The following is an 18,722-nucleotide window of genomic DNA, read 5'->3' as shown; positions in this document are numbered from 1 at the left end:
TTTATTGGTGGGTTTGTCGACGCTCTGAGCAGGCTCAAAGCCTGCTTTTTATATACAAAATTTTATCTTCTTTTTTCTTTAACGTAATCACAAGAATTACATTTTATTTCATCAGTTGATCTATTTTTTTTGTGGACTAAAAGGTCTCCGCATTTTGGACATTTTTCTCCTGTTGGTGGATCCCATGTTGCGTAATCACATTTTGGAAAATTTGAACAGCCGTAAAATCTTTTGCCCTTCTTAGAAACTTTTTCTATTATTTCTCCATTTTCACATTCTGGACATTTTACTCCAGTTGTTTTTATAATTGATTTTGTAAAATCGCATTCTGGGAAATTTGTACATCCAATAAATTTTCCATTTCTTCCGTGTTTTTCTGCAAGCGGATGGCCACACTTTGGACATTTTTCATCCAAAATTTTATCTTTTACCTTATAATCTGTCCTATCTTTTGAAACTTGTTTTAAATCTTTTTCAAATCCTTCATAAAAAGATTTTAAAACATCTTTCCAATAAACTTCATCTTGAGCAATTTTATCAAGCTCATCTTCCATTTTTGCTGTGAATTCTACATTTATTATGTCGTCAAAACTTTCTTGTAAAAAATCATTTACTCTTATTCCAAGTTTTGTCGGAAGAATTTTTCTTTGTTCGAATTCAACATAGTTTCTAGAAATAATTGAAGCTATTGTTGATGAATAGGTTGATGGTCTTCCTATTCCATATTCTTCCAAAGTTTTTACAAGACTTGCCTCTGTGTAATTTGCTGGTGGCTTAGTAAAATGTTGGTCTTTTTTAATATCAAGTGCTTTTATAATATCTCCCTTTTTTAAATCTGGTAGGATATTTTCATTTTCTTTTGCATTTGAAACTTTCATAAATCCATCAAACAAGGTTATTTTTCCATTTGTTTTAAAAATTACTCCATTTGAATCAAAAGAAAGAGATGTTGACAAATATTCGTAATCAGTCATCTGACTTGCAACAACTCTTGTCCAAATTAATTTGTAGAGTTTATATTGTTGGTCTGTTAAATATTCTTTTACACTTATTGGATCGTTGTAAATTGAAGTAGGTCTTATTGCCTCGTGAGCATCTTGACTTATTTTTGATTTTTTGGAATAAGAATTTCCTTTTGATGCGTATTTTTCTCCAAATTTTTCCTTAATATATGATAAACTTTCTCCAATAATTTCGTTTGAAAGTCTTGTGGCATCTGTTCTCATATAAGTAATTAGACCGACTCTTCCCTTATCTCCAAGATCAATTCCTTCAAATAATTGTTGGGCAAGAGACATTGTATATTTTGTTGAAAATCCTAATTTATTTGAGGCATCTTGTTGTAAAGTTGAAGTTGTATAAGGCTTTTGTGGCTTTCTTTTCTTTTTTGTTTTTTGAATATCTACAACTTCAAACTTGTCCTTATCAATCCTATTTAGGATTTTTTCTGCCCCATTTTCATTTGAAATTTTCATTTTTTTGGATTTTGACCCATAAAATTCTGATTCAAATTCAATTTTACTTTCTTTGTGCTTGGCTGTAATTGTCCAATATTCTTCAGGAACAAAAGAATCAATTTCTCTTTGCTTATCTACAATTAGTTTTAAAGCAACTGATTGGACTCTTCCTGCAGATAGACCAGATTTTACTCTTTTCCACAAAATTGGAGAAATTTCATAACCTACTATCCTATCCATAATTCTTCTTGCTTGTTGGCTATCTACCAAATTTTGGTCGATTTTTCTTGGATTTTTGATAGCATTTTTTACATTATTTTTTGTTATTTCATGAAATTCTACTCTGTTTAATTCATTTTTATCAAGTCCCAAAAGATATTGCAAATGCCAGCTTATTGCCTCCCCTTCCCTATCAGGGTCTGTTGCAAGATAAACTTTGTCTACGCTTTCTGCTTCTTTTTTTAAGGCATTGATTGTTTTTGCCTTTCCACGAACTTTTATATATTTTGGTTCAAAATCATCTTCTATATCAACTCCAAGTTTTGACTTTGGCAAATCTCTAAGATGCCCATAAGTTGCTCTTACCTTATAATTTGAACCTAGCATCCTAGTGATTGACTTAGCCTTGGTTGGAGATTCTACAATTACTAAATTTTTTGCCATTTAATCCCCTTTACTTACGTATTCATTATTTCCCATATTTTCTATGTAATCATTTAATTCTAAAAATATTAAAATATAATTTACCTCTTCAATCGACATACAAAGATTTTGAGAAATCTCATCTGCATTTGAAGATGGCTTATCGATTATATACTTTACTACATTTAACGTATCTTTATCAAGTCCATCAAGATTTAATTTTGTTTTTTTCTCATTTATATTTTTAAAATCTTCAATTTCATCAATTATATCAGACGCATCAATCACAAGCTTTGAGCCTTCTTGTATTAGTTTATTGCAACCTTTTGAATAAATTGAATTTATATTTCCAGGTAGGCAAAAAACTTCTCTGCCTTGATCCAAAGCAAAATTTGTTGTAATCATAGTTCCAGATTTTTCTTTTGCTTCAATTACACAAACTCCCTTGCTAAGACCTGAAATTATCCTATTTCTTCTTGGAAAATTGTAGGCATTTGGTGGAGTTTCTAAGGGAAATTCTGAAATAATAGCTCCTTTTTCTTCAATTTTTTCGTACAAATATTTATTTGCCTTGGGATAAATTATATCAAGACCTGAGCCAATTACTCCAATAGTTTTAATATTATTTTCAAGACTTACCTTGTGGCTAATTGCATCAATGCCATAGGCAAGACCTGATACAGTCCTAATATTTGTATCCTTAAAACCTTCAACAATTTTTTTGCAGGCCCATTTCCCATAGTCAGTACATTTCCTTGCACCAACAAAGGCTATGGCATTTTTGTCTTCTTTTTCCAAATTACCCTTGTAATAAAAAAGAGCCGGCCTATCATCTATATAGGATAAATTTATCGGATAATTATCATCGTATATGGTAGAAATTTTATAAGGACCATTAAAAACTTTTTGTCTATAAGCTTTAAAATTTTCTAAATTCTTTGAAGAAAATATCTTTTCCTTATTTATCTTAGATAAATTTTCAAAAATTTTCCTATCAAGGTCAAAAAAATTATCCATATCAAGATTTTCGCAAAAATCCAAAATTATTTTGTTTTGTAAATTTATAAAATTAAAATATAATAACAAATCTTTTTTGTCCATCTAATCACCAAAAGCGTTTTTTATGTAATGAATTGTTTTATTTTCAAGATAAACTTCGCACACATCAAAAGAGATCAAAAATTCGCCCAAATCTTTTTCCATTATATAGGCTTGAGCTGTTTTTTTGATTCTTTCTTGTTTATAATAATCTACATCCAAACTTGCAGGCTTAAATTCATCATTTTTTCTAGTTTTAACTTCCACAAAGGTCAAAATATCATCTTTTATTGCAATAATATCAATTTCTCCGTAGTGTTTTAGGAAATTTCTATCCAGAATTTGATAACCTTTTTTCTCCAAATATTTTAAGGCTATTTCTTCCCCAAAATCACCTATTGTTCTTTTTTTACTTTTCATAGAAAAGATAATTGCCTTTCATAAAATTTTCTTAAAAAAGTTTTTCTATGAATTGGACATTCCCCATATTTTTCAAGACCATCGTAGTGTTTTTTTGTTCCATAGCCAGCGTTTGTTTCAAATGAATAATAGGGATAAATTTTTGAGAAATTTTCCATTATTTTATCCCTTCTAACCTTAGCAAGAATTGATGCACATGAAATAGAATATTCATACAAATCGCCCTTTACTATATTTAATTGCTTAATATGAGTATCAATTCTTTCAGCATCAATTAAAACAATTTGAGGTTTTTTTTCAAGGCCTTCAAGAGCATCTTTCATAGCAAGTTTCGTTGCCTCTTTTATATTTATCTTATCAATAAGGATATTATTTGCATAACCAAAAGAAAAAGAGATCGTATCATCAATAATTTTTTGGTAGAGTTCTTTCATTTTCTTTTTTGATAATTTTTTGGAATCTGTGACTCCTTCAATGTGAGAATCCTTTTTCATTATAACTGCACAAGCCACAACAGGTCCTGCCAAAGGACCTCTTCCAACTTCATCAATTCCTGCAATCAATTCATATTTTTCATGAATCTCATTTTTTATTTTATCATTAAATTCAGAATATCTAGGCTTTTTCAATTGTTATCCTTCCAAGTTTTCCACTTCTAAAATCATTAAAAATTAAATTTGCACATCTTGTATAATCAACTTCGCCTTTTCTAATAATTGCCCCTCTTTTTATCCCGATTTCTTCATAAATTTCAAGAGCAGTTTTATTAGAATCTATCTTATACCTTTCTTCTAAATTTTTTGGATAGAATTCTTTCATAAATTCAATAAATTTAAGGCACAATTCCTCAATATTTAAAATTTCATCCTTAATCGCATTTGTAAAAGACAAATTAAGTCCTGTTTGCCCATCAAATTTTGGCCACAAAACACCCGGTGTATCCAAAAGCAAAATATTTTCTTTTGTTTTTATCCATTGTTTTTGTTGAGTAACTCCAGGTCTATTTCCAACCCTTGCTCCCTTTCTTTTGGCTATATTATTAATAAAAGTAGATTTGCCAGAATTTGGAATTCCTACAACCATCATCCTAATATTTTCATTTTCAATATTTTTTTCTTCATTTTTTTTAAATTTTTCTGAAAGAATTTCTTTTGCTATATTATAAATTTCTTTAGTATTTATTTTTTCTTTTGCATTCATCTTTATTGCTTTTATTCCATCATCAGCAAATTTTTTTATCCATTTTTCATTTTCAACTGGATCTGAAAGATCAGTTTTATTCATTATAATAATTCTATCTTTTTTTTCAGTGATTTCTGAAATCAAAGGATTTCTTGAAGATTTTGGAATTCTTGCATCTATTACTTCTAAAACTATATCAACAAGTTTTAAAGAATTTTTAATTTCTTCTTTGGTCTTTTTCATATGACCCGGATACCAATTTATATTCATATATCCTCCTAATCTTTATTTTATATTTTATCACAAATATTTGTGATTTATAAAATAAAACACCTTTGTTATCTAATTAAAAATTTATTTCCTTCATAAAAATTATCAAAAATTTCCAATACCAAGACAGCCTTAAAGATTATTTTTAAAATATGATATAATATTGTAGAAAAAATATAGAAGATAGAAGCTTAATCTGAAGTATATTATGATATTATCCTATGATAATTTTTAAAAAATTAATAGCTGAAAGATAAATAAATTAGACCTACAAAAAGCCATAAACACAACTTTCTACACCATAAAAATATGTCGATATGATAATGTAAGTATGAAAATATAAGAGGATTTGTAGGCATTTTAAGTGTTATATCGCAATTTTTGGAGCATAAAATTGAAAATATTAATGATTGAAGACGACAGCACTATTGCCTTTGCTGTTAAAACTTACTTAAACAAACATAATATTGAAACTATTATTTATAACAATCTTTCTCAGACAGAAAATCTTAATTTTAATGATTTTGATTTAATTCTTCTTGATGCTAATCTCCCAGATGGATCAGGCTTTAATTTTTTAAAGTGGCTGAGGGGATTTTCTGACCTTCCTGTAATAATGCTTACTGTAAAAAATGAAGATGAATATGTTATAAAAGGTCTTTCTCAAGGAGCAGATGACTATATTACAAAACCTTTTTCTCTTCCTGTCCTAAAGGCGAGAATAGACAATGTATTTAGCAGAAAAATAAAAAAGGTTGATGAACTGACTTTTGAAAATTTATCTTTAGATCTTATATCAAAACAAGCTTCGATAGATGGGAAAGATTTAGACCTTAACTTAAAAGAGTTTGCTATATTGGAAATGCTTTTAGAAAACCAAAATATAAATCTATTAAGAGAGCGAATTTCAGATTATGTTTGGGGTTATGATTTTTATGAAGTTAATGACAATACCCTAACTGTCACCATAAAAAGACTCAGATCTAAACTTGGAGATTATGGCAGTAATATAAAAACTCTTAGAGGAATAGGATATAGGTGGGACAATGAATAAAAACAAAAATATTTTACTTGTCTTAATTTTAAATTTGATAATGTCTTTATTTGTAATTTATCTCAATCCAAGATTTGATATTCTAACACTTTTCGGCTTTCTACTAATAAATATAATTCTGTTTCTAATTATTAGAAAATTTGAAAAGAAAAAAGAAATAGATCTAGAAAATAAGATTAATAATATATTTATCCTCCTCCATTCACTTGATATAGACTCAGATAATTACGAAATTATTGACGATGAATTTGGCAAACTCAGAGATGAGATTATTAAAATTATTATAGAAAACAAGAGAATAGCTGAAAATGCTGAAAAAAACAAAGAGATCTTAAGAGAATATACTGAAGACATTGCCCATCAAGTAAAAACTCCATTAACTGGATCTTTATTATTGTTAGAACTATTAGAAGACGAAGAAGATGAATCGGCAAAAGAATATATATCTAGACTTAGGGACAATCTTCTTAGACTTTACAATCTATCTGATATTTTATTAAAACTTGCCGCCCTTGATTCTGGCACAATAGAGATATCAAAAGACAGGATATCAGCTAGAGAGTTAATTGAAGATATCATACAAAGCCTAAAAGATTATTTTATCAATGATAATGTTGAAATTTCACTTTATGGAGATGATTTTAATCTTATATGCGATAAGAAATGGACCTATGAAGCAGCATTTAATGTGATGAAAAATGGTCTAGAAGCAACAGAAGATAGGCATATAGAAATTCACTTAAAAGAAACGAACTTATATAAGAGTATATTTGTGGAAGATTTTTCTAAAGGTTTAGATAGAGAAATATTAGAAAAAGTTTTTAGGCGTTTTTATAAGCTGAATCCAAATTCAAAAGGTTATGGGATTGGGCTTCCTATGGCAAAATCTGTAATGGAAAGACAAAATGGAGAGCTTTTATATCATAAGGGGAAGAAATCAAATTCCTTTGAACTGAGATTTTATAACTGATTTAATTATGGCTGTGTAAATAAAGCACAGTCATTTTTTTCTAGTCACTTTCCAGTCACTTAAGCCTAGTATTATATAGACAAGTTAAGGAGGATACAATATGAATATAGTAAAAACAGTTGATTTAACAAAAACATATAATAGCGGAGTAGAAGTAAATGCCCTTTCAAATGTAAACTTTGAACTAGAAAAAGGAGACCTAGTTGCCATCATTGGAGACAGTGGCTCTGGCAAATCTACTTTACTTCATTTACTAGCAGGAGTAGATACACCAACAAATGGTGATATATTTATTCAAGATAAAAATATTACTAAGTTTAACAAAGACGAAATGACAGTATTTCGCAGAAGAAATATTGGCGTTGTATATCAATTTTTTAATTTGATTCCAAACATCAACGTTCGAAAAAATATTTTACTTCCTCTTTTGTTAGACAATAAAAAGGCAGATGAAGAATATTTAAAGGAAATTTTATCGATACTAGGAATAGAAGGAAAGCTTGATAGGTATCCAAAACAATTATCAGGTGGCGAGCAACAAAGAGTTGCCATTGCCAGAATTTTGATTACAAGACCTGCCATAATCTTAGCAGATGAGCCTACAGGAAATCTCGATAGAAAAAATTCTGAAGAAATCACAGGACTTTTTAGACTCGTAAATAAGAGATTAAATTCTACAATTATGATAATAACTCATGATGAAAAAGTAGCAAATTCTTGTGATAAGGTCTATAGAATGGTAGATGGTAGGTTAAATTTCTTAGGAGATGGAACTTATGAAAATTATTAATGACCTAGCTGATGGAGCTGTAAAAAATAATAAGAAAGACAGTTTTGCTATTAAAATATCAATACTTTTAGCAGTAATGTTATTAGGAACTGTAATTTTTATCTTCAACTCGTTAAAAACTGACAAGTATGAGTATGTAAAGAAAACTTTTGGAGATTATCATGTGAAGATAAGTGAAATCGACCAAGGTTTTTATGATAAATTAAAAAACGATACAGATATAGAAAAAGTTTCTTTCAATAAAATAATAAAAACAGATTTAAATGCAGTTATCTATGAAAATGGAGATCCTGCAAGTCTTTTAGGTTATGATATTAAGAAAGGAAAAAAGCCAGAAAAAGCAAATGAACTTTTAGTTCCAGAGAGATTTTTAATAAAAAATAAAGAATATGATTTGGGTTCTGAAATAAATGTTCGTGATAAAACTTATAAAATAGTTGGTACTTATGAAGATTTTAGTTATTCATTTGAAGAGGCTATGCTTGTAGGTTTATCTGAAAGTGATGATAAAAAAGTCATGTTTGAAAAAAATGGTGGAATAGAAGCGCAGATTTGGTATAAAAATATAAGAGATACTTATACAAAGACTAGGGAAATTTTGTCAGAAATGAATATTGATGAGAACCATGCCCTAGATATTGGGAGAGTATTTTATAATAAAGATATCTTAGAATATAAGATGGTATATCCAAAAGGAATCATTCCACCAAAAAGTGTTGTAAACTCAGCTTTAGAAAAATATGGGATAGCTTTCTTACTTTGCCTACTTTTTGCTTTTATCATTTATGGGGCTTTTAATGTATGGAATAATAGAGATTTAAAAGAAATTGCTCTATTAAAAAGCACTGGGATGACAGATAAGCAGGTCAAAAAATGATTCGAAAGAAAGCGTTTAAACTTTCAACCTTACCAATAGCCTTGGGAACAATCTTATCTTTGGCTTCTGCAAATCTGCTCTTATATTTGATGTGGCTTAATAATTCAATATCCTATAAAAATATGTCTGAAATATTGGGAGAAAGTTTAAAATCGCCAGACTTTCATTTCGTTTATCCAAATCCTATTTCTATAATAATCATTCTCTTATTATCTCTTTTAATGGTGTATTTATCTGCGACAATCCCTGCCAGAAAAAGTGCAAAAATAAAAATTATAGAAGGTTTAAATGGGATTACAGAAAAAAACATTAAATTGGGCAAGTCAAAAATAAATGGACCTATAGAAAAAACTTTAGCAAAAGATTATTACAGGTCTTATCGTTCAACCTATCGAATTATTGTAATTTCCATGGCTCTGTCTGCCTTTGCCTTGACTACAGTTTTAGTAAGTCAGGCATATAGAAGTTTAGAGGAAAAATATAATAACTACCAAAGTCCTTACAATTTTGACTCTAGTATTTATGTAGATGATTTTTTGGATAAAAACTTTGTTCATGATATAGAAGAAGTTGAAGGCATAGACCAATTGCATGTATATCAAAGAGTTGATACAAAATTTTACCTTGGTGATAATAAGGAATTTATTTCTAATGATTTAAATGAAGCTTTAAATAGCGGTAAAATACCAGAAGATAAATTATATTCCAACATATATGCCTTAACAGATGAGGATTTCGAAAAACTTTTAAAAGAAAATAATATTTCGAATGCAAAGTATTTACTACTAAATAAAATTCCAAAAGATAGTACAAGTCCTTATTCTTTTAATGAATATATAAAAATTTCCGATAAGGGATCCGGAGATATTACTTTAAAATATAATGCAAATGGTAAGTCCATGCCTATAAAAATAGATTCAAGTATCGATGAAATGCCCTATAATCTAGAAGCTTATAATGACAATCAAATATCTATCTTTACAAGTGAAAGTGCTATGAAAAAATTTATTGATGAATATGGAATAGATGAAGGCAACCCAGTCTATTATTACTTTGTAAAAATCAAAGCCGATAAAAACAAAGAAAAAGTTTTTGATGATGCCGAAAAAGTGATTTCGACCTATGTTCCAAAATCAGATCATGGAACTTCTACAGAAATTATAAAAGCTGCTATGAATAAAGAACAAATGAGAAATGAAAAACTATTAAATCTTGGCATACAAATCATTCTTATAACAATTGCTCTTTCCAACGCCTACAATAGTTTTAAAGGAAACCTTAGAGCAAGATTCAATGATTTTAAACTCCTATCCACTACAGGCATGACAGAAAAACAAATGGAAAAGATGGTCTTTGGAGAAGGGAAAATATTGTTTAAAAATATTTTCTTAGTCTATATCTTTATGTTCATTATGAGAATTGCACTTAGAGCCTATAGGAGCAACTATGAATTAGGATTTGCGATAAAAGGTCTGATAACAAATATGAATTATGTCCCTCTAATAGTAGTATTTGTATTTATGATTGCAGGAGTTTTATTTGCAATAAAAAGTGGTTTTAAAACAATAAACGAAAAATCAGATAATACTTTCAAGAGTATATAAGAAAAAAGGCTGTGAGCATTTAACTCACAGCCTTTTATCTTGCCACCTAAAGACTCTTTGAATAAGTTTTGCAAAATCCCTAATTCAATGAGCCTTTGGGCCTTTTTATTAATAATTTGTTTTTTCTTTAACTTTTGCAGCCTTACCTTGACGTCCTCTTAGGTAATTTAGTTTTGCACGTCTTACCTTACCACGTCTAACGATTTTGAATGCTTCAAGTCTTGGTGAGTGATATAGGAATGTTCTTTCAACTCCTACACCATAAGAAAGTCTTCTTAGTGTGAAAGTTTTTCCAAGATTTCCTTCATTTATTTTGATTACTACTCCTTCAAAGTCTTGGAGTCTTGTTTTGTCTCCTTCTTTGATTCTGTAGCTTACTCTTACAGTATCTCCAACTCTAAAGTCTGGATTATCTTCACGTAGTTGTTCATTTTCTATTTTTTTGATTAATTCCATCGTGATCCTCCTTGATATATCTATCGTATAAATCTCTTCTTACTCTTTTGGTTTTTTGAAGAGATGATTTCTTTTGCCACTCTTCTACTAATTTATGATTTCCACTATAAAGTTCTTTTGGAACCATATATCCATTAAAATTTCTAGGCTTAGTGTATTCATCATATTGTAGTAGACCATTGTAGTGTGAATCTGTAACTAATGATTCTTTTTTCCCAACAACTCCTCCAATAAATCTTGAAAGAGAATCTATTAATACCATGGCAGGGATTTCGCCACCGGTTAAAACATAATCTCCAATTGAAACTTCATAATCAACATAGTGATTGATAATTCTTGCATCAATTCCTTCGTAATGACCGCAAAGTATTACCAAGTCTTCAAAATCTGCAAATTTGATTGCTAATTTTTGGTTTAGGATTTCTCCTGCTGCAGACATGTAGACTACTTTTGATTTTGAACTTTTATTTGCTATTAGAGCATCATAAATCGGCTGAGGCCTCATAAGCATTCCTGCTGCACCTCCAAAGACTGTATCATCAACCCTGTTGTGTTTGTCCTTGCTATAATCTCTTATATCAACAAGATTAATTTCAATTAGTCCTTTTTCAATTGCCTTTCCTATGACTCCATAGCTTTTTAGAAATTCGAAAGATTCGGGAAAAAGTGTAAGTATAGTTATTTTATTCATAATCTTTGAAGTTTTCCACTTCTATTTTTTTATTTTCTAAGTCAACATTTTTTACTGTAGCATTTAAGGCTGGAAAATAAATTTCTTTTCCGTCTTTTTCTATTACATAGATATCATTTGGATAAACTCCAGTGATGACATCTTTTATAAAACCAAGTTCTTGATTTTTTTCATAAACTTTTAGGCCAATCAAATCAAATAAATAATATTCTCCATCATTTAATTTTTCTAAGTCCTTATCCTCAATAGTAAGTTCGTGTCCAATAAACTTTTCTACCTCATTAATATCATCATATTCCTTGAGTTTTATGATGATACTACCCTTATGCTTAAAAGATGATTCGATTGTAACTAAATTTCCATCAAGTAAAAGTTTTGATCCTTTTTCAAATCTTTTTTCATTGTCTGAATAAGATTTAATTTTTAGATTTCCTTTTATTCCATGGGCTTTAAGTATTTCTGCTACAGTTATTTTCATATTCTTATATTAACCTTAACATCTTCTTTTACTGCACAAGCACGAGCAATAGTTCTAATGGAATTGATAATATTTCCACCCTTTCCTATAACTCTTCCCTTGTCAGCTTCAGCTACGTTAATTTTTATGTTAACTTCTCCGTTGTCTTCTTCTAATATTATTCCTACAGCATCTTTGTCTTCGACAAGTTCTGTAACTATTAGTTTGACTAATTCTTTCATTTTATTATGCTAAAACGTTGTTGTCGTTAAATAATTTTTCAACAATAGAAGTTGGTTTTGCACCGTTTTTGATCCATTGTTTAGCTTTTTCGTTGTCAATTTTAAATTCTTTTGGTTCAGATACTGGATTGTATGTTCCGATTTCTTCGATGAATTTTCCATCTCTTGGACTTCTAGAATCTGCTACAACTACTCTGTAAAATGGTCTTTTCTTTTGTCCCATTCTTTTTAATCTAATTTTAACTGCCATCATAACCTCCGTATTTTTTTAGAAGAAAGGCATATTGAATTTTCTTTTGCCTTTTCTTCCCTTTTTCATATTAGTAAATTGTTTCATCATTTTCTTTAGTTCTTTGAATTGCTTTAATAATTTATTTAATTCATTCATATCAACCCCAGAGCCTTTGGCAATTCTTTCCTTACGACTTTTGCCAATTATCTCAGGTTTTTCTCTTTCTTCTTTTGTCATAGAAGATATTAAAGCTTCAATCCTTACAAATCCTTTTTCATCAACATTTACATTTTTTAGCATTTTGTTGTTTACTCCAGGAATCATAGCAAGTAAATCTTCAAGCGGTCCCATATTTCTTATTTGATTTATTTGTTCAACAAAATCATCAAGAGTATAGGATTGGTTTCGCATTTTTTCTTCAAGCTCTCTTGCATCTTTCAAAGAAACTTGCTTTTCTGCCTTTTCAATTAGGGATAAGACATCTCCCATACCAAGAATTCTTGATGCCATCCTGTCTGGATGAAAGGCTTCAAGATCATCAAGCTTTTCACCTGTACCAATAAATTTAATTGGTTTTCCTACAACTTGTCTAATTGAAAGGGCTGCTCCACCTCTTGCATCTCCGTCAAGTTTTGTTAGAATAACACCAGTAATGTCAAGATATTCATCAAATGTTTTTGCAACATTCACAGATTCTTGTCCAACCATAGCATCAACTACCAAAAGTATCTCGTCAGGTTTTACAACTTTTTTAATATTTTTAAGCTCATCCATCAAATCTTCATCGATTTGAAGTCGTCCAGCCGTATCCATTATAACAACATCATTGTTATTTCTTCTAGCATATTCTTTTGCTTCATTTGCAGTTTGTACAGGATCTTGCTTTCCCTTTTCAAAAACTTCAACCTCAGCTTGTTTGCCCACAACTTTCAATTGTTCAATTGCCGCAGGTCTGTAAACATCAAGAGCTACTAAAAGAGGATTTCTGCCTTCCTTTTTTAATTTCCTGACAAGTTTTCCAGAGTGAGTTGTCTTACCTGAACCTTGCAAACCTACCATCAACACAACGTGAGGAGTAGATCCCTTTAGCTCAAGTTTAGAATTTTCCTTACCCATAAGATTTGTAAGTTCTTCATTTACAATCTTAATTACAGTTTGACCTGGAGTAAGAGATTCCATGACATCTTGACCCATAGCTCTTTCTTTTATTTTTTTGACAAACTCCTTAACTACTTTGTAATTAACGTCAGCCTCAAGCAAAGAAAGTTTTATTTCTCTGGCTACATTGTCGATGTCTTTTTCGCTTAATTTTCCTTTTCCTGTAAGTTTTCCTAAAGATTCTTGTAACTTCTCAGAAAGATTTGAAAAAATCATATTTTCACATCCTAAATTTTATTTATCATTTCATCGATCATATCCATAGCTTCACTTTGATTTGAACTTTCGATCAACTCTCTTAACAAAGACAAATCTTCTCTTAATTGATTTTTTTTCTTTATTAAAGAAAGCTCATTTTCAAACTCAAATAACTTGTCAACAGACCTTTGAATCATATCAGAAATTGCCTGTTTTGATTTATTGTTATTTTCTGCTATCTCGTTTAATGATAAATCTTCATTGTAATAACAATTTATGACATCTTTTTGTTTTTCATTCAAAAGAGAGCCATAAGTGTCAAACAATCTTGCAACTTGTACTAATTTTTCCATATTCTCACCCGTCAAGTATTTTTCTTGACCTATAAAGTATACTAGCAATTCAATCTAATGTCAAGACTTTTTCTTGACTATTTTTTTCTTGAATTTTCAATCTTAAATAAAATTTTTTCAAGCAAAAATCAATTTTAAATTTGAAAATATTTTTAATTCTAAAAATTTTCAAAATATTTTAAAATTGAAAATAAAAAATTCCAAAAGCTTTGATAAAACCTCAAGCACGAATATCTGACTGCAAAAATTATTGATTTTTAAATTTTAAAATTCAAATCAAAACAATTATTTCCGTATGATATTCTTCGCATGAGTATTTTTATAATTTGTCAAAAGTCTGACGCTCTATTTATTTTTATAAATTTTATTTTGTACAATTATTTTTTATTATTATTTTCAAAAAAAAACAATATTTTGATATTCAAAGAAAAAAATTTTTGTTATCATATTGATGATAATGATTATTATTACGAATTATTTTCTTTGAATTTTTATTTTAAATTTGCTTTTTTAAATTTTTTATTTAAATGATTTGAAATTTAAAAAAATTACTATTCAAATGAAAATCAAATAATCATTATTTATTAAATTATAATTTAATAGAAAAAATTTAACATTATGGAGGTTTAAATTTTGAAAAAGAATAAAAAATTCGCTACTGCCCTAATTTTGGCTATGGGCTTGGGGGTTGTTAATCCCGTTTATAATTCTTACGCATCTAATAATGATGAAAATATGGTAGAATATAGAGAAAATTCTACTGGCTTTGCTGATAATTTAAATGAAAAAAATCTTGAAAATGAACTTAGTAAGGCACAAAAAGAATTAGATCTTGCAAAGGAAAATTTAAAAGCTAAAGAAAATGAAAAAATAGAACTTGATAAAAAAGTTTTATCTTTACAAAATGAACTTAATAAAGCCAATGAAAATAAGAAAAAAGCTGATAATGATTTTATTTCTGCTTACAAAAAACAAAGTGAGGCAAGTGACGAATATATAAATCTTAGCGAAAAAAAGAATAAACAAGTTGAGGCTGACAAAAATTTAGCCAAAGCAAAAGAAGAACTTAATATCGCTAAAAATCAACAAGAAAAAGCAAAAGAGAATTTAAATTTAGCTCAAAAAAATGCTGACGAAAAGAAAAAAGCCCTAGACTTGGCAAATAATAAGCTTGATGAGGCTAAGAAAAATGAGAAAGCTCAAGAAGATATTTATGAGAATCAAGCAAAGAAAAAAGCAAGTGATGCCTTGGAGAAAAAAGATAAGGCAAAAAAAGATTTAGACCAAGCGCAAAAAAATTCTGACGATTATTTGGAAAATGAAAAAGAAGATTTGACAGAAAAAAATCAAAATTATGATAATTTAAAATCAAAAGTTGATGATTCACGCAATTCTTTAAATTCTCAAAATGAAGATTTGGATAAACTCTATGCGTCTATTAAAAATTATGAAAAAGACAAGACTGATATAAGCGATAAAAAGTCAGAACTTAAACAAAATTTGCTAGAAGCCAAAGAAAATATTAAATGGCTTCAGCCGAATAGTGATGGGTATAAGGCAAAACAAAATGAAATTGATGATTTAAATAAGCAAATAGAAGAAATTGATAAAATTTGCAAAAAAATTACCGAAGATTACAAAAATTTATATAAAGAGGCTGAAAAAGAATTTGACATATTTAGAAATTATAATACTAATTTCAATGATCTCAAAGAAAATATCAAAGAAAAAAGCCAAGCAAATGCCAAAAATATTGTAATACAAGAAATTTTAGATGGAAAATTAAACAAGGATAATCTAGAAGAAAAAGCTAAAGCTGCAAATAATAAATTAGGTGACTTGTATTTAAAAAGAAATGGCAAAGGACATGATTACGAAATGATTAATGATGAATTCCACAAGGCTTGGATGAATTTATCACATGCATGTGAAGTTTTGCAAGAGCAAAAAAATATTGCTTACGATTCAAGTAGAGATGAGATTTTCAAAAAAGAAGCCAAAAAACTTATAAAAAAATATTCCGAAGAATTTGAAAATAATCTTGCAATATTAAAGGAAAAACTTCCTCTATTAAAAGAGAAAGCTGATATTTATTTAGAGTCTTTGGAAGAAGTTGAACAAGCAGAAGCTTATGCAAAAGCTTTAGAAAGTGCAAATATTTTGCTTGAACAAGTAGATAAAAATAAAGAAAATCTTAAAAATTTAACCGATTCTTTCAACCAAGCTAATGCCCAATACGAACAAGCACAAAAAGAATTAGAAGAAGCAAAAAATCTCCTAGATTCTAAGAAAAAAGAAATTGAAGCAAATAAAAATTTGATAGCAAAGGCAAACGAAGACCTAAACACAGCCAGCGAAAATTTGAATAAAACAAAAATCCAAAAAGATCAAGCTGACAAAAAGGTCAAAGAACTTGAAGATTTGATAAAAAATCTTACAAATAATTTGCCAGAAAAAATAGACGATGAAAAAATAAATGAAGCTAAGGAAAAATATAATAAAGCAAAAAACGAAGCTCAAAAAGCTCAAGAAATGCTTGAAAAAGCACAAAAAGAAGAAGATGAAATCAAAGCTAGACTTAATAAAGCACATGATGAAAAAACACAATTGCAAAAAGATATAGACAAGGCAAAAGATAACCTTGATTTAGCAAAAGATAATCTTAAAAATAAAAAAGACGCCCTAAGCTTACAAAAAGAAAAAGAATCTATCCAAAAAGCAAAAGCGTCGCTTGAAAATTTATTAAAAACTAGCAAGAAAATAAATGATAAAAATTTAAATAAGGTAATTGAAGAAATAGAAAAAGCTCTTAAAGGCGAAAATCTAACAATAAATGATATTCTTTCATTAAATAACAAATTAACCGACGCCTTAAATAATGTAAAATCAAAACCAAACGATCAAACCCATACATCAAATAATCCTAGTGACAAGGAAAAAAATAAAAATCATCCAGACGAAAAAAATAAAAAACAAGAAGATAAAAACAAAAGAAAGACTCAAGGAATAACCTCTCCAAAAACAGGAATTGAAAGCCTATCCTTTGCAGGAACTTCCTTGGCACTTTCCCTATCAGCTCTTTTTGCTTTAAAAAAGAAAAGAAAATAAACTCACAAACTCTTTAATATATTTTTAAAAAATGAGTATCAACCAAGGTCTTAAAGGCAAGGTTGATGCTCATTTTTACATATTTTAAATACTAAATTTTATTTCTAGCCTAAGTAAAATTAAGTAAAGCTCCATTTTTAAAAATGAACAAATAATGATACACAAAATTATTTACACATCCAAAAGTGTATTAGAATAATTTTAAATCATGTATCTATTAAAAAATTTAAATTTATTTTGTGTGATGTTATAATGTCTATATGAAAGGAGTAAATTAATTTATGAAAATAAATAAAAAAATATATTTTATAATTATTCCTATTTTTATTCTTTTTGGTTTAAATATAAAAAATAAATATGATGAAAAAAATGTAAAGATTCCAAAAGTAGATAATATTAATAACATAACTCTTATTAATGTTGTTGATGATAAAGGAGTCGAAAAAAATACTATTTATAAAAAGAAGGATATAAATAGATTTCTAAAGTTATTAAAAAATTCAAAAAGAATAAATAAAGAAAGTACTTCTTCTTTTCCCAATAAAGATAAATTTACTGTAATTGCTTTTAAAATGTCAAATGGAGGATATATCAAGCATTCAATTTATGAAGAAAATAATTATGTTTATTATGAAGAGCCATTCTATGGTATTTTCGAATTAAATCCTAATATTAAAAATTCAATTACTTTATTAGACATGTTTATAAAAAATGACAATAAAAAAGATATATCAATAGACATAAAAAACATTGAACAAAATGATTTTTAGAGAGACTGTGTAAAATTTTTTCAATTATTTTTTCGGATATTATTTTTTTACAATAATTTTTATAAAAAATGAGTATAAACCAAAGTCAAAAAGACAAGGTTTATACTCATTTTTTCATTTTTAACTTTTTAAAATATTGAATTTTATTATTTTCTTTTGCTTTTAAATAAGCCTAGGCTTGATGCTCCTAATAAGCCCAAAATTGCTGAAAGGCTACCAACTCCAGTTTGAACATTTTCTCCAGCATTATTTACTTTCTTGCCTGTATTTACTGTGTTTGCTGTATTTGTTGTGCCTGTTTTTTTATTTTTTCTGTTAGGATTTTTTTTGCTAGGATTTTGTGGTTTTTGATTTGCCATATCATCTATAATTTTTACTAATTCTGAATCATAAGCATCGCCTCCAATCTTCATTGACAAAATACTTCTAGCAAAATATTCTTTATTATAACCAAGTATTTTTCCCATTTCTTCCCAAGTTGTAGCTTTAGGTAGTTTTTCATATTGGAGTTTCATCTTCCTGAGTATTTCCTCATTAGGACCCATCTCATTACGTTCCTCATTATAAATTTCAAATCTTAAAAAGTCTAATTCTGCTCCTTTACTTTTTTCAAATGCACCTTTTTCATTTAAAAGTTCACTCATTTTATATTCTTTAGGTTTTACTTTCTTTTCGTCTTTTGGTTTTTCTTCATTATCATTTGGATTTTCTGTTTTGTCATCTGGCTTTTCTGTTTCGCCGTCTGGTTTTTCT

Annotated in this window: 17 protein-coding genes and 2 pseudogenes; 6 read left to right on the top strand and 13 right to left on the bottom strand. The window is 28.4% G+C overall.

Annotation, left to right across the window (positions count from 1 at the left end):
* Positions 1-62: 62 nt before the first annotated feature.
* From topA to ylqF, 5 genes are read right to left on the bottom strand one after another with little or no spacing between them, the layout of a single operon-like run.
* Positions 63-2,120: a type I DNA topoisomerase gene (topA, locus tag HMPREF2852_RS05340; protein ID WP_070606436.1), complete on the bottom strand. Its 2,058-nt coding sequence runs from the start codon at positions 2,118-2,120 to the stop codon at positions 63-65.
* Positions 2,121-3,200: a DNA-processing protein DprA gene (dprA, locus tag HMPREF2852_RS05335; RefSeq protein WP_070606433.1), complete on the bottom strand. Its 1,080-nt coding sequence runs from the start codon at positions 3,198-3,200 to the stop codon at positions 2,121-2,123. It abuts the gene before it with no gap.
* Entirely contained in the window at positions 3,201-3,557 is a 357-nt protein-coding gene (locus HMPREF2852_RS05330; RefSeq protein ID WP_070606432.1) for a YraN family protein, read from the bottom strand. It lies immediately after the preceding gene.
* Positions 3,554-4,186 carry a ribonuclease HII gene (locus HMPREF2852_RS05325; protein ID WP_070606429.1) on the bottom strand — a complete coding sequence of 211 codons (633 nt, stop codon included), beginning with the start codon at positions 4,184-4,186 and terminating at the stop codon, positions 3,554-3,556. The genes HMPREF2852_RS05330 and HMPREF2852_RS05325 overlap by 4 nt, the downstream gene beginning before the upstream one ends.
* Positions 4,173-5,009: a ribosome biogenesis GTPase YlqF gene (gene ylqF / locus HMPREF2852_RS05320; RefSeq protein ID WP_070606427.1), complete on the bottom strand. Its 837-nt coding sequence runs from the start codon at positions 5,007-5,009 to the stop codon at positions 4,173-4,175. The genes HMPREF2852_RS05325 and ylqF overlap by 14 nt, the downstream gene beginning before the upstream one ends.
* A gap of 394 nt (positions 5,010-5,403) precedes the next feature.
* Between ylqF and HMPREF2852_RS05315 the strand changes: the two genes are divergently transcribed.
* From HMPREF2852_RS05315 to HMPREF2852_RS10230, 4 genes and pseudogenes are all read left to right on the top strand, one after another.
* The gene (locus tag HMPREF2852_RS05315) at positions 5,404-6,063 is read left to right on the top strand and encodes a response regulator transcription factor (protein WP_070606424.1); all 660 of its coding nucleotides are present in this window, start codon (positions 5,404-5,406) and stop codon (positions 6,061-6,063) included.
* Positions 6,056-7,033 (top strand): sensor histidine kinase, encoded by a 978-nt coding sequence (locus HMPREF2852_RS05310; protein ID WP_070606421.1) that lies wholly within the window; start codon positions 6,056-6,058, stop codon positions 7,031-7,033. The genes HMPREF2852_RS05315 and HMPREF2852_RS05310 overlap by 8 nt, the downstream gene beginning before the upstream one ends.
* A 100-nt stretch (positions 7,034-7,133) precedes the next feature.
* Positions 7,134-7,823, top strand: coding sequence for an ABC transporter ATP-binding protein (locus tag HMPREF2852_RS05305; protein WP_070606418.1), 690 nt, complete (start codon positions 7,134-7,136; stop codon positions 7,821-7,823).
* Positions 7,810-10,304: pseudogene (locus tag HMPREF2852_RS10230) on the top strand (FtsX-like permease family protein). The gene HMPREF2852_RS05305 and the pseudogene HMPREF2852_RS10230 overlap by 14 nt, the downstream one beginning before the upstream one ends.
* A 108-nt stretch (positions 10,305-10,412) precedes the next feature.
* Here the strand turns inward: HMPREF2852_RS10230 and rplS are convergent.
* From rplS to ylxM, 7 genes are read right to left on the bottom strand one after another with little or no spacing between them, the layout of a single operon-like run.
* Entirely contained in the window at positions 10,413-10,760 is a 348-nt protein-coding gene (gene rplS, locus HMPREF2852_RS05295; RefSeq protein WP_004816243.1) for a 50S ribosomal protein L19, read from the bottom strand.
* The gene (gene trmD / locus HMPREF2852_RS05290; protein WP_070606415.1) at positions 10,732-11,451 is read right to left on the bottom strand and encodes a tRNA (guanosine(37)-N1)-methyltransferase TrmD; all 720 of its coding nucleotides are present in this window, start codon (positions 11,449-11,451) and stop codon (positions 10,732-10,734) included. Before trmD ends, rplS begins: the two co-directional genes overlap by 29 nt.
* Positions 11,444-11,929 carry a ribosome maturation factor RimM gene (gene rimM, locus HMPREF2852_RS05285; protein ID WP_070606412.1) on the bottom strand — a complete coding sequence of 162 codons (486 nt, stop codon included), beginning with the start codon at positions 11,927-11,929 and terminating at the stop codon, positions 11,444-11,446. Before rimM ends, trmD begins: the two co-directional genes overlap by 8 nt.
* Positions 11,926-12,150, bottom strand: a complete 225-nt coding sequence (locus HMPREF2852_RS05280; RefSeq protein WP_070606410.1) for a KH domain-containing protein — start codon at positions 12,148-12,150, stop codon at positions 11,926-11,928. The genes rimM and HMPREF2852_RS05280 overlap by 4 nt, the downstream gene beginning before the upstream one ends.
* A 4-nt stretch (positions 12,151-12,154) precedes the next feature.
* Complete coding sequence (rpsP, locus tag HMPREF2852_RS05275; RefSeq protein ID WP_019117400.1) at positions 12,155-12,400, bottom strand: 30S ribosomal protein S16; 246 nt, start codon at positions 12,398-12,400, stop codon at positions 12,155-12,157.
* Positions 12,401-12,418: 18 nt separating this feature from the next.
* The gene (gene ffh, locus HMPREF2852_RS05270) at positions 12,419-13,756 is read right to left on the bottom strand and encodes a signal recognition particle protein (protein WP_019117399.1); all 1,338 of its coding nucleotides are present in this window, start codon (positions 13,754-13,756) and stop codon (positions 12,419-12,421) included.
* An 11-nt stretch (positions 13,757-13,767) separates the two neighbouring features.
* The gene (gene ylxM, locus HMPREF2852_RS05265; protein WP_070606408.1) at positions 13,768-14,091 is read right to left on the bottom strand and encodes a YlxM family DNA-binding protein; all 324 of its coding nucleotides are present in this window, start codon (positions 14,089-14,091) and stop codon (positions 13,768-13,770) included.
* A 633-nt stretch (positions 14,092-14,724) separates the two neighbouring features.
* Between ylxM and HMPREF2852_RS05255 the strand changes: the two genes are divergently transcribed.
* Together HMPREF2852_RS05255 and HMPREF2852_RS05250 are read left to right on the top strand one after the other, a co-directional pair.
* On the top strand, positions 14,725-17,199 hold the full coding sequence (locus HMPREF2852_RS05255; RefSeq protein WP_070606404.1) for a coiled-coil domain-containing protein: 2,475 nt from the start codon (positions 14,725-14,727) through the stop codon (positions 17,197-17,199).
* Positions 17,200-17,480: 281 nt separating this feature from the next.
* The gene (locus HMPREF2852_RS05250; protein ID WP_070606402.1) at positions 17,481-17,969 is read left to right on the top strand and encodes a DUF5301 domain-containing protein; all 489 of its coding nucleotides are present in this window, start codon (positions 17,481-17,483) and stop codon (positions 17,967-17,969) included.
* 146 nt (positions 17,970-18,115) lie between these two features.
* Here the strand turns inward: HMPREF2852_RS05250 and HMPREF2852_RS05245 are convergent.
* Positions 18,116-18,722 (bottom strand): annotated as a pseudogene (locus HMPREF2852_RS05245) (peptidase); the annotation flags it as partial.

Origin of the sequence: Anaerococcus sp. HMSC065G05, assembly GCF_001812365.1 — a bacterium.
Taxonomy (GTDB): domain Bacteria; phylum Bacillota; class Clostridia; order Tissierellales; family Peptoniphilaceae; genus Anaerococcus; species Anaerococcus vaginalis.
The sequence above is the reverse complement of the archived record's forward strand: the minus strand, read 5'-3'. Positions and strand labels throughout refer to the sequence as shown.

What these genes read in the sequence shown, in the direction of transcription:
- dprA (WP_070606433.1), bottom strand. Translation starts at nt 3,200, where the DNA reads ATGGACAAAAAAGATTTGTTATTATATTTTAATTTTATAAATTTACAA.
- rimM (WP_070606412.1), bottom strand. Translation starts at nt 11,929, where the DNA reads ATGAAAATAACTGTAGCAGAAATACTTAAAGCCCATGGAATAAAAGGA.
- trmD (WP_070606415.1), bottom strand. Translation starts at nt 11,451, where the DNA reads ATGAATAAAATAACTATACTTACACTTTTTCCCGAATCTTTCGAATTT.
- rplS (WP_004816243.1), bottom strand. Translation starts at nt 10,760, where the DNA reads ATGGAATTAATCAAAAAAATAGAAAATGAACAACTACGTGAAGATAAT.
- topA (WP_070606436.1), bottom strand. Translation starts at nt 2,120, where the DNA reads ATGGCAAAAAATTTAGTAATTGTAGAATCTCCAACCAAGGCTAAGTCA.
- ffh (WP_019117399.1), bottom strand. Translation starts at nt 13,756, where the DNA reads ATGATTTTTTCAAATCTTTCTGAGAAGTTACAAGAATCTTTAGGAAAA.
- HMPREF2852_RS05280 (WP_070606410.1), bottom strand. Translation starts at nt 12,150, where the DNA reads ATGAAAGAATTAGTCAAACTAATAGTTACAGAACTTGTCGAAGACAAA.
- ylxM (WP_070606408.1), bottom strand. Translation starts at nt 14,091, where the DNA reads ATGGAAAAATTAGTACAAGTTGCAAGATTGTTTGACACTTATGGCTCT.
- rpsP (WP_019117400.1), bottom strand. Translation starts at nt 12,400, where the DNA reads ATGGCAGTTAAAATTAGATTAAAAAGAATGGGACAAAAGAAAAGACCA.
- HMPREF2852_RS05310 (WP_070606421.1), top strand. Translation starts at nt 6,056, where the DNA reads ATGAATAAAAACAAAAATATTTTACTTGTCTTAATTTTAAATTTGATA.
- ylqF (WP_070606427.1), bottom strand. Translation starts at nt 5,009, where the DNA reads ATGAATATAAATTGGTATCCGGGTCATATGAAAAAGACCAAAGAAGAA.
- HMPREF2852_RS05305 (WP_070606418.1), top strand. Translation starts at nt 7,134, where the DNA reads ATGAATATAGTAAAAACAGTTGATTTAACAAAAACATATAATAGCGGA.
- HMPREF2852_RS05250 (WP_070606402.1), top strand. Translation starts at nt 17,481, where the DNA reads ATGAAAATAAATAAAAAAATATATTTTATAATTATTCCTATTTTTATT.
- HMPREF2852_RS05330 (WP_070606432.1), bottom strand. Translation starts at nt 3,557, where the DNA reads ATGAAAAGTAAAAAAAGAACAATAGGTGATTTTGGGGAAGAAATAGCC.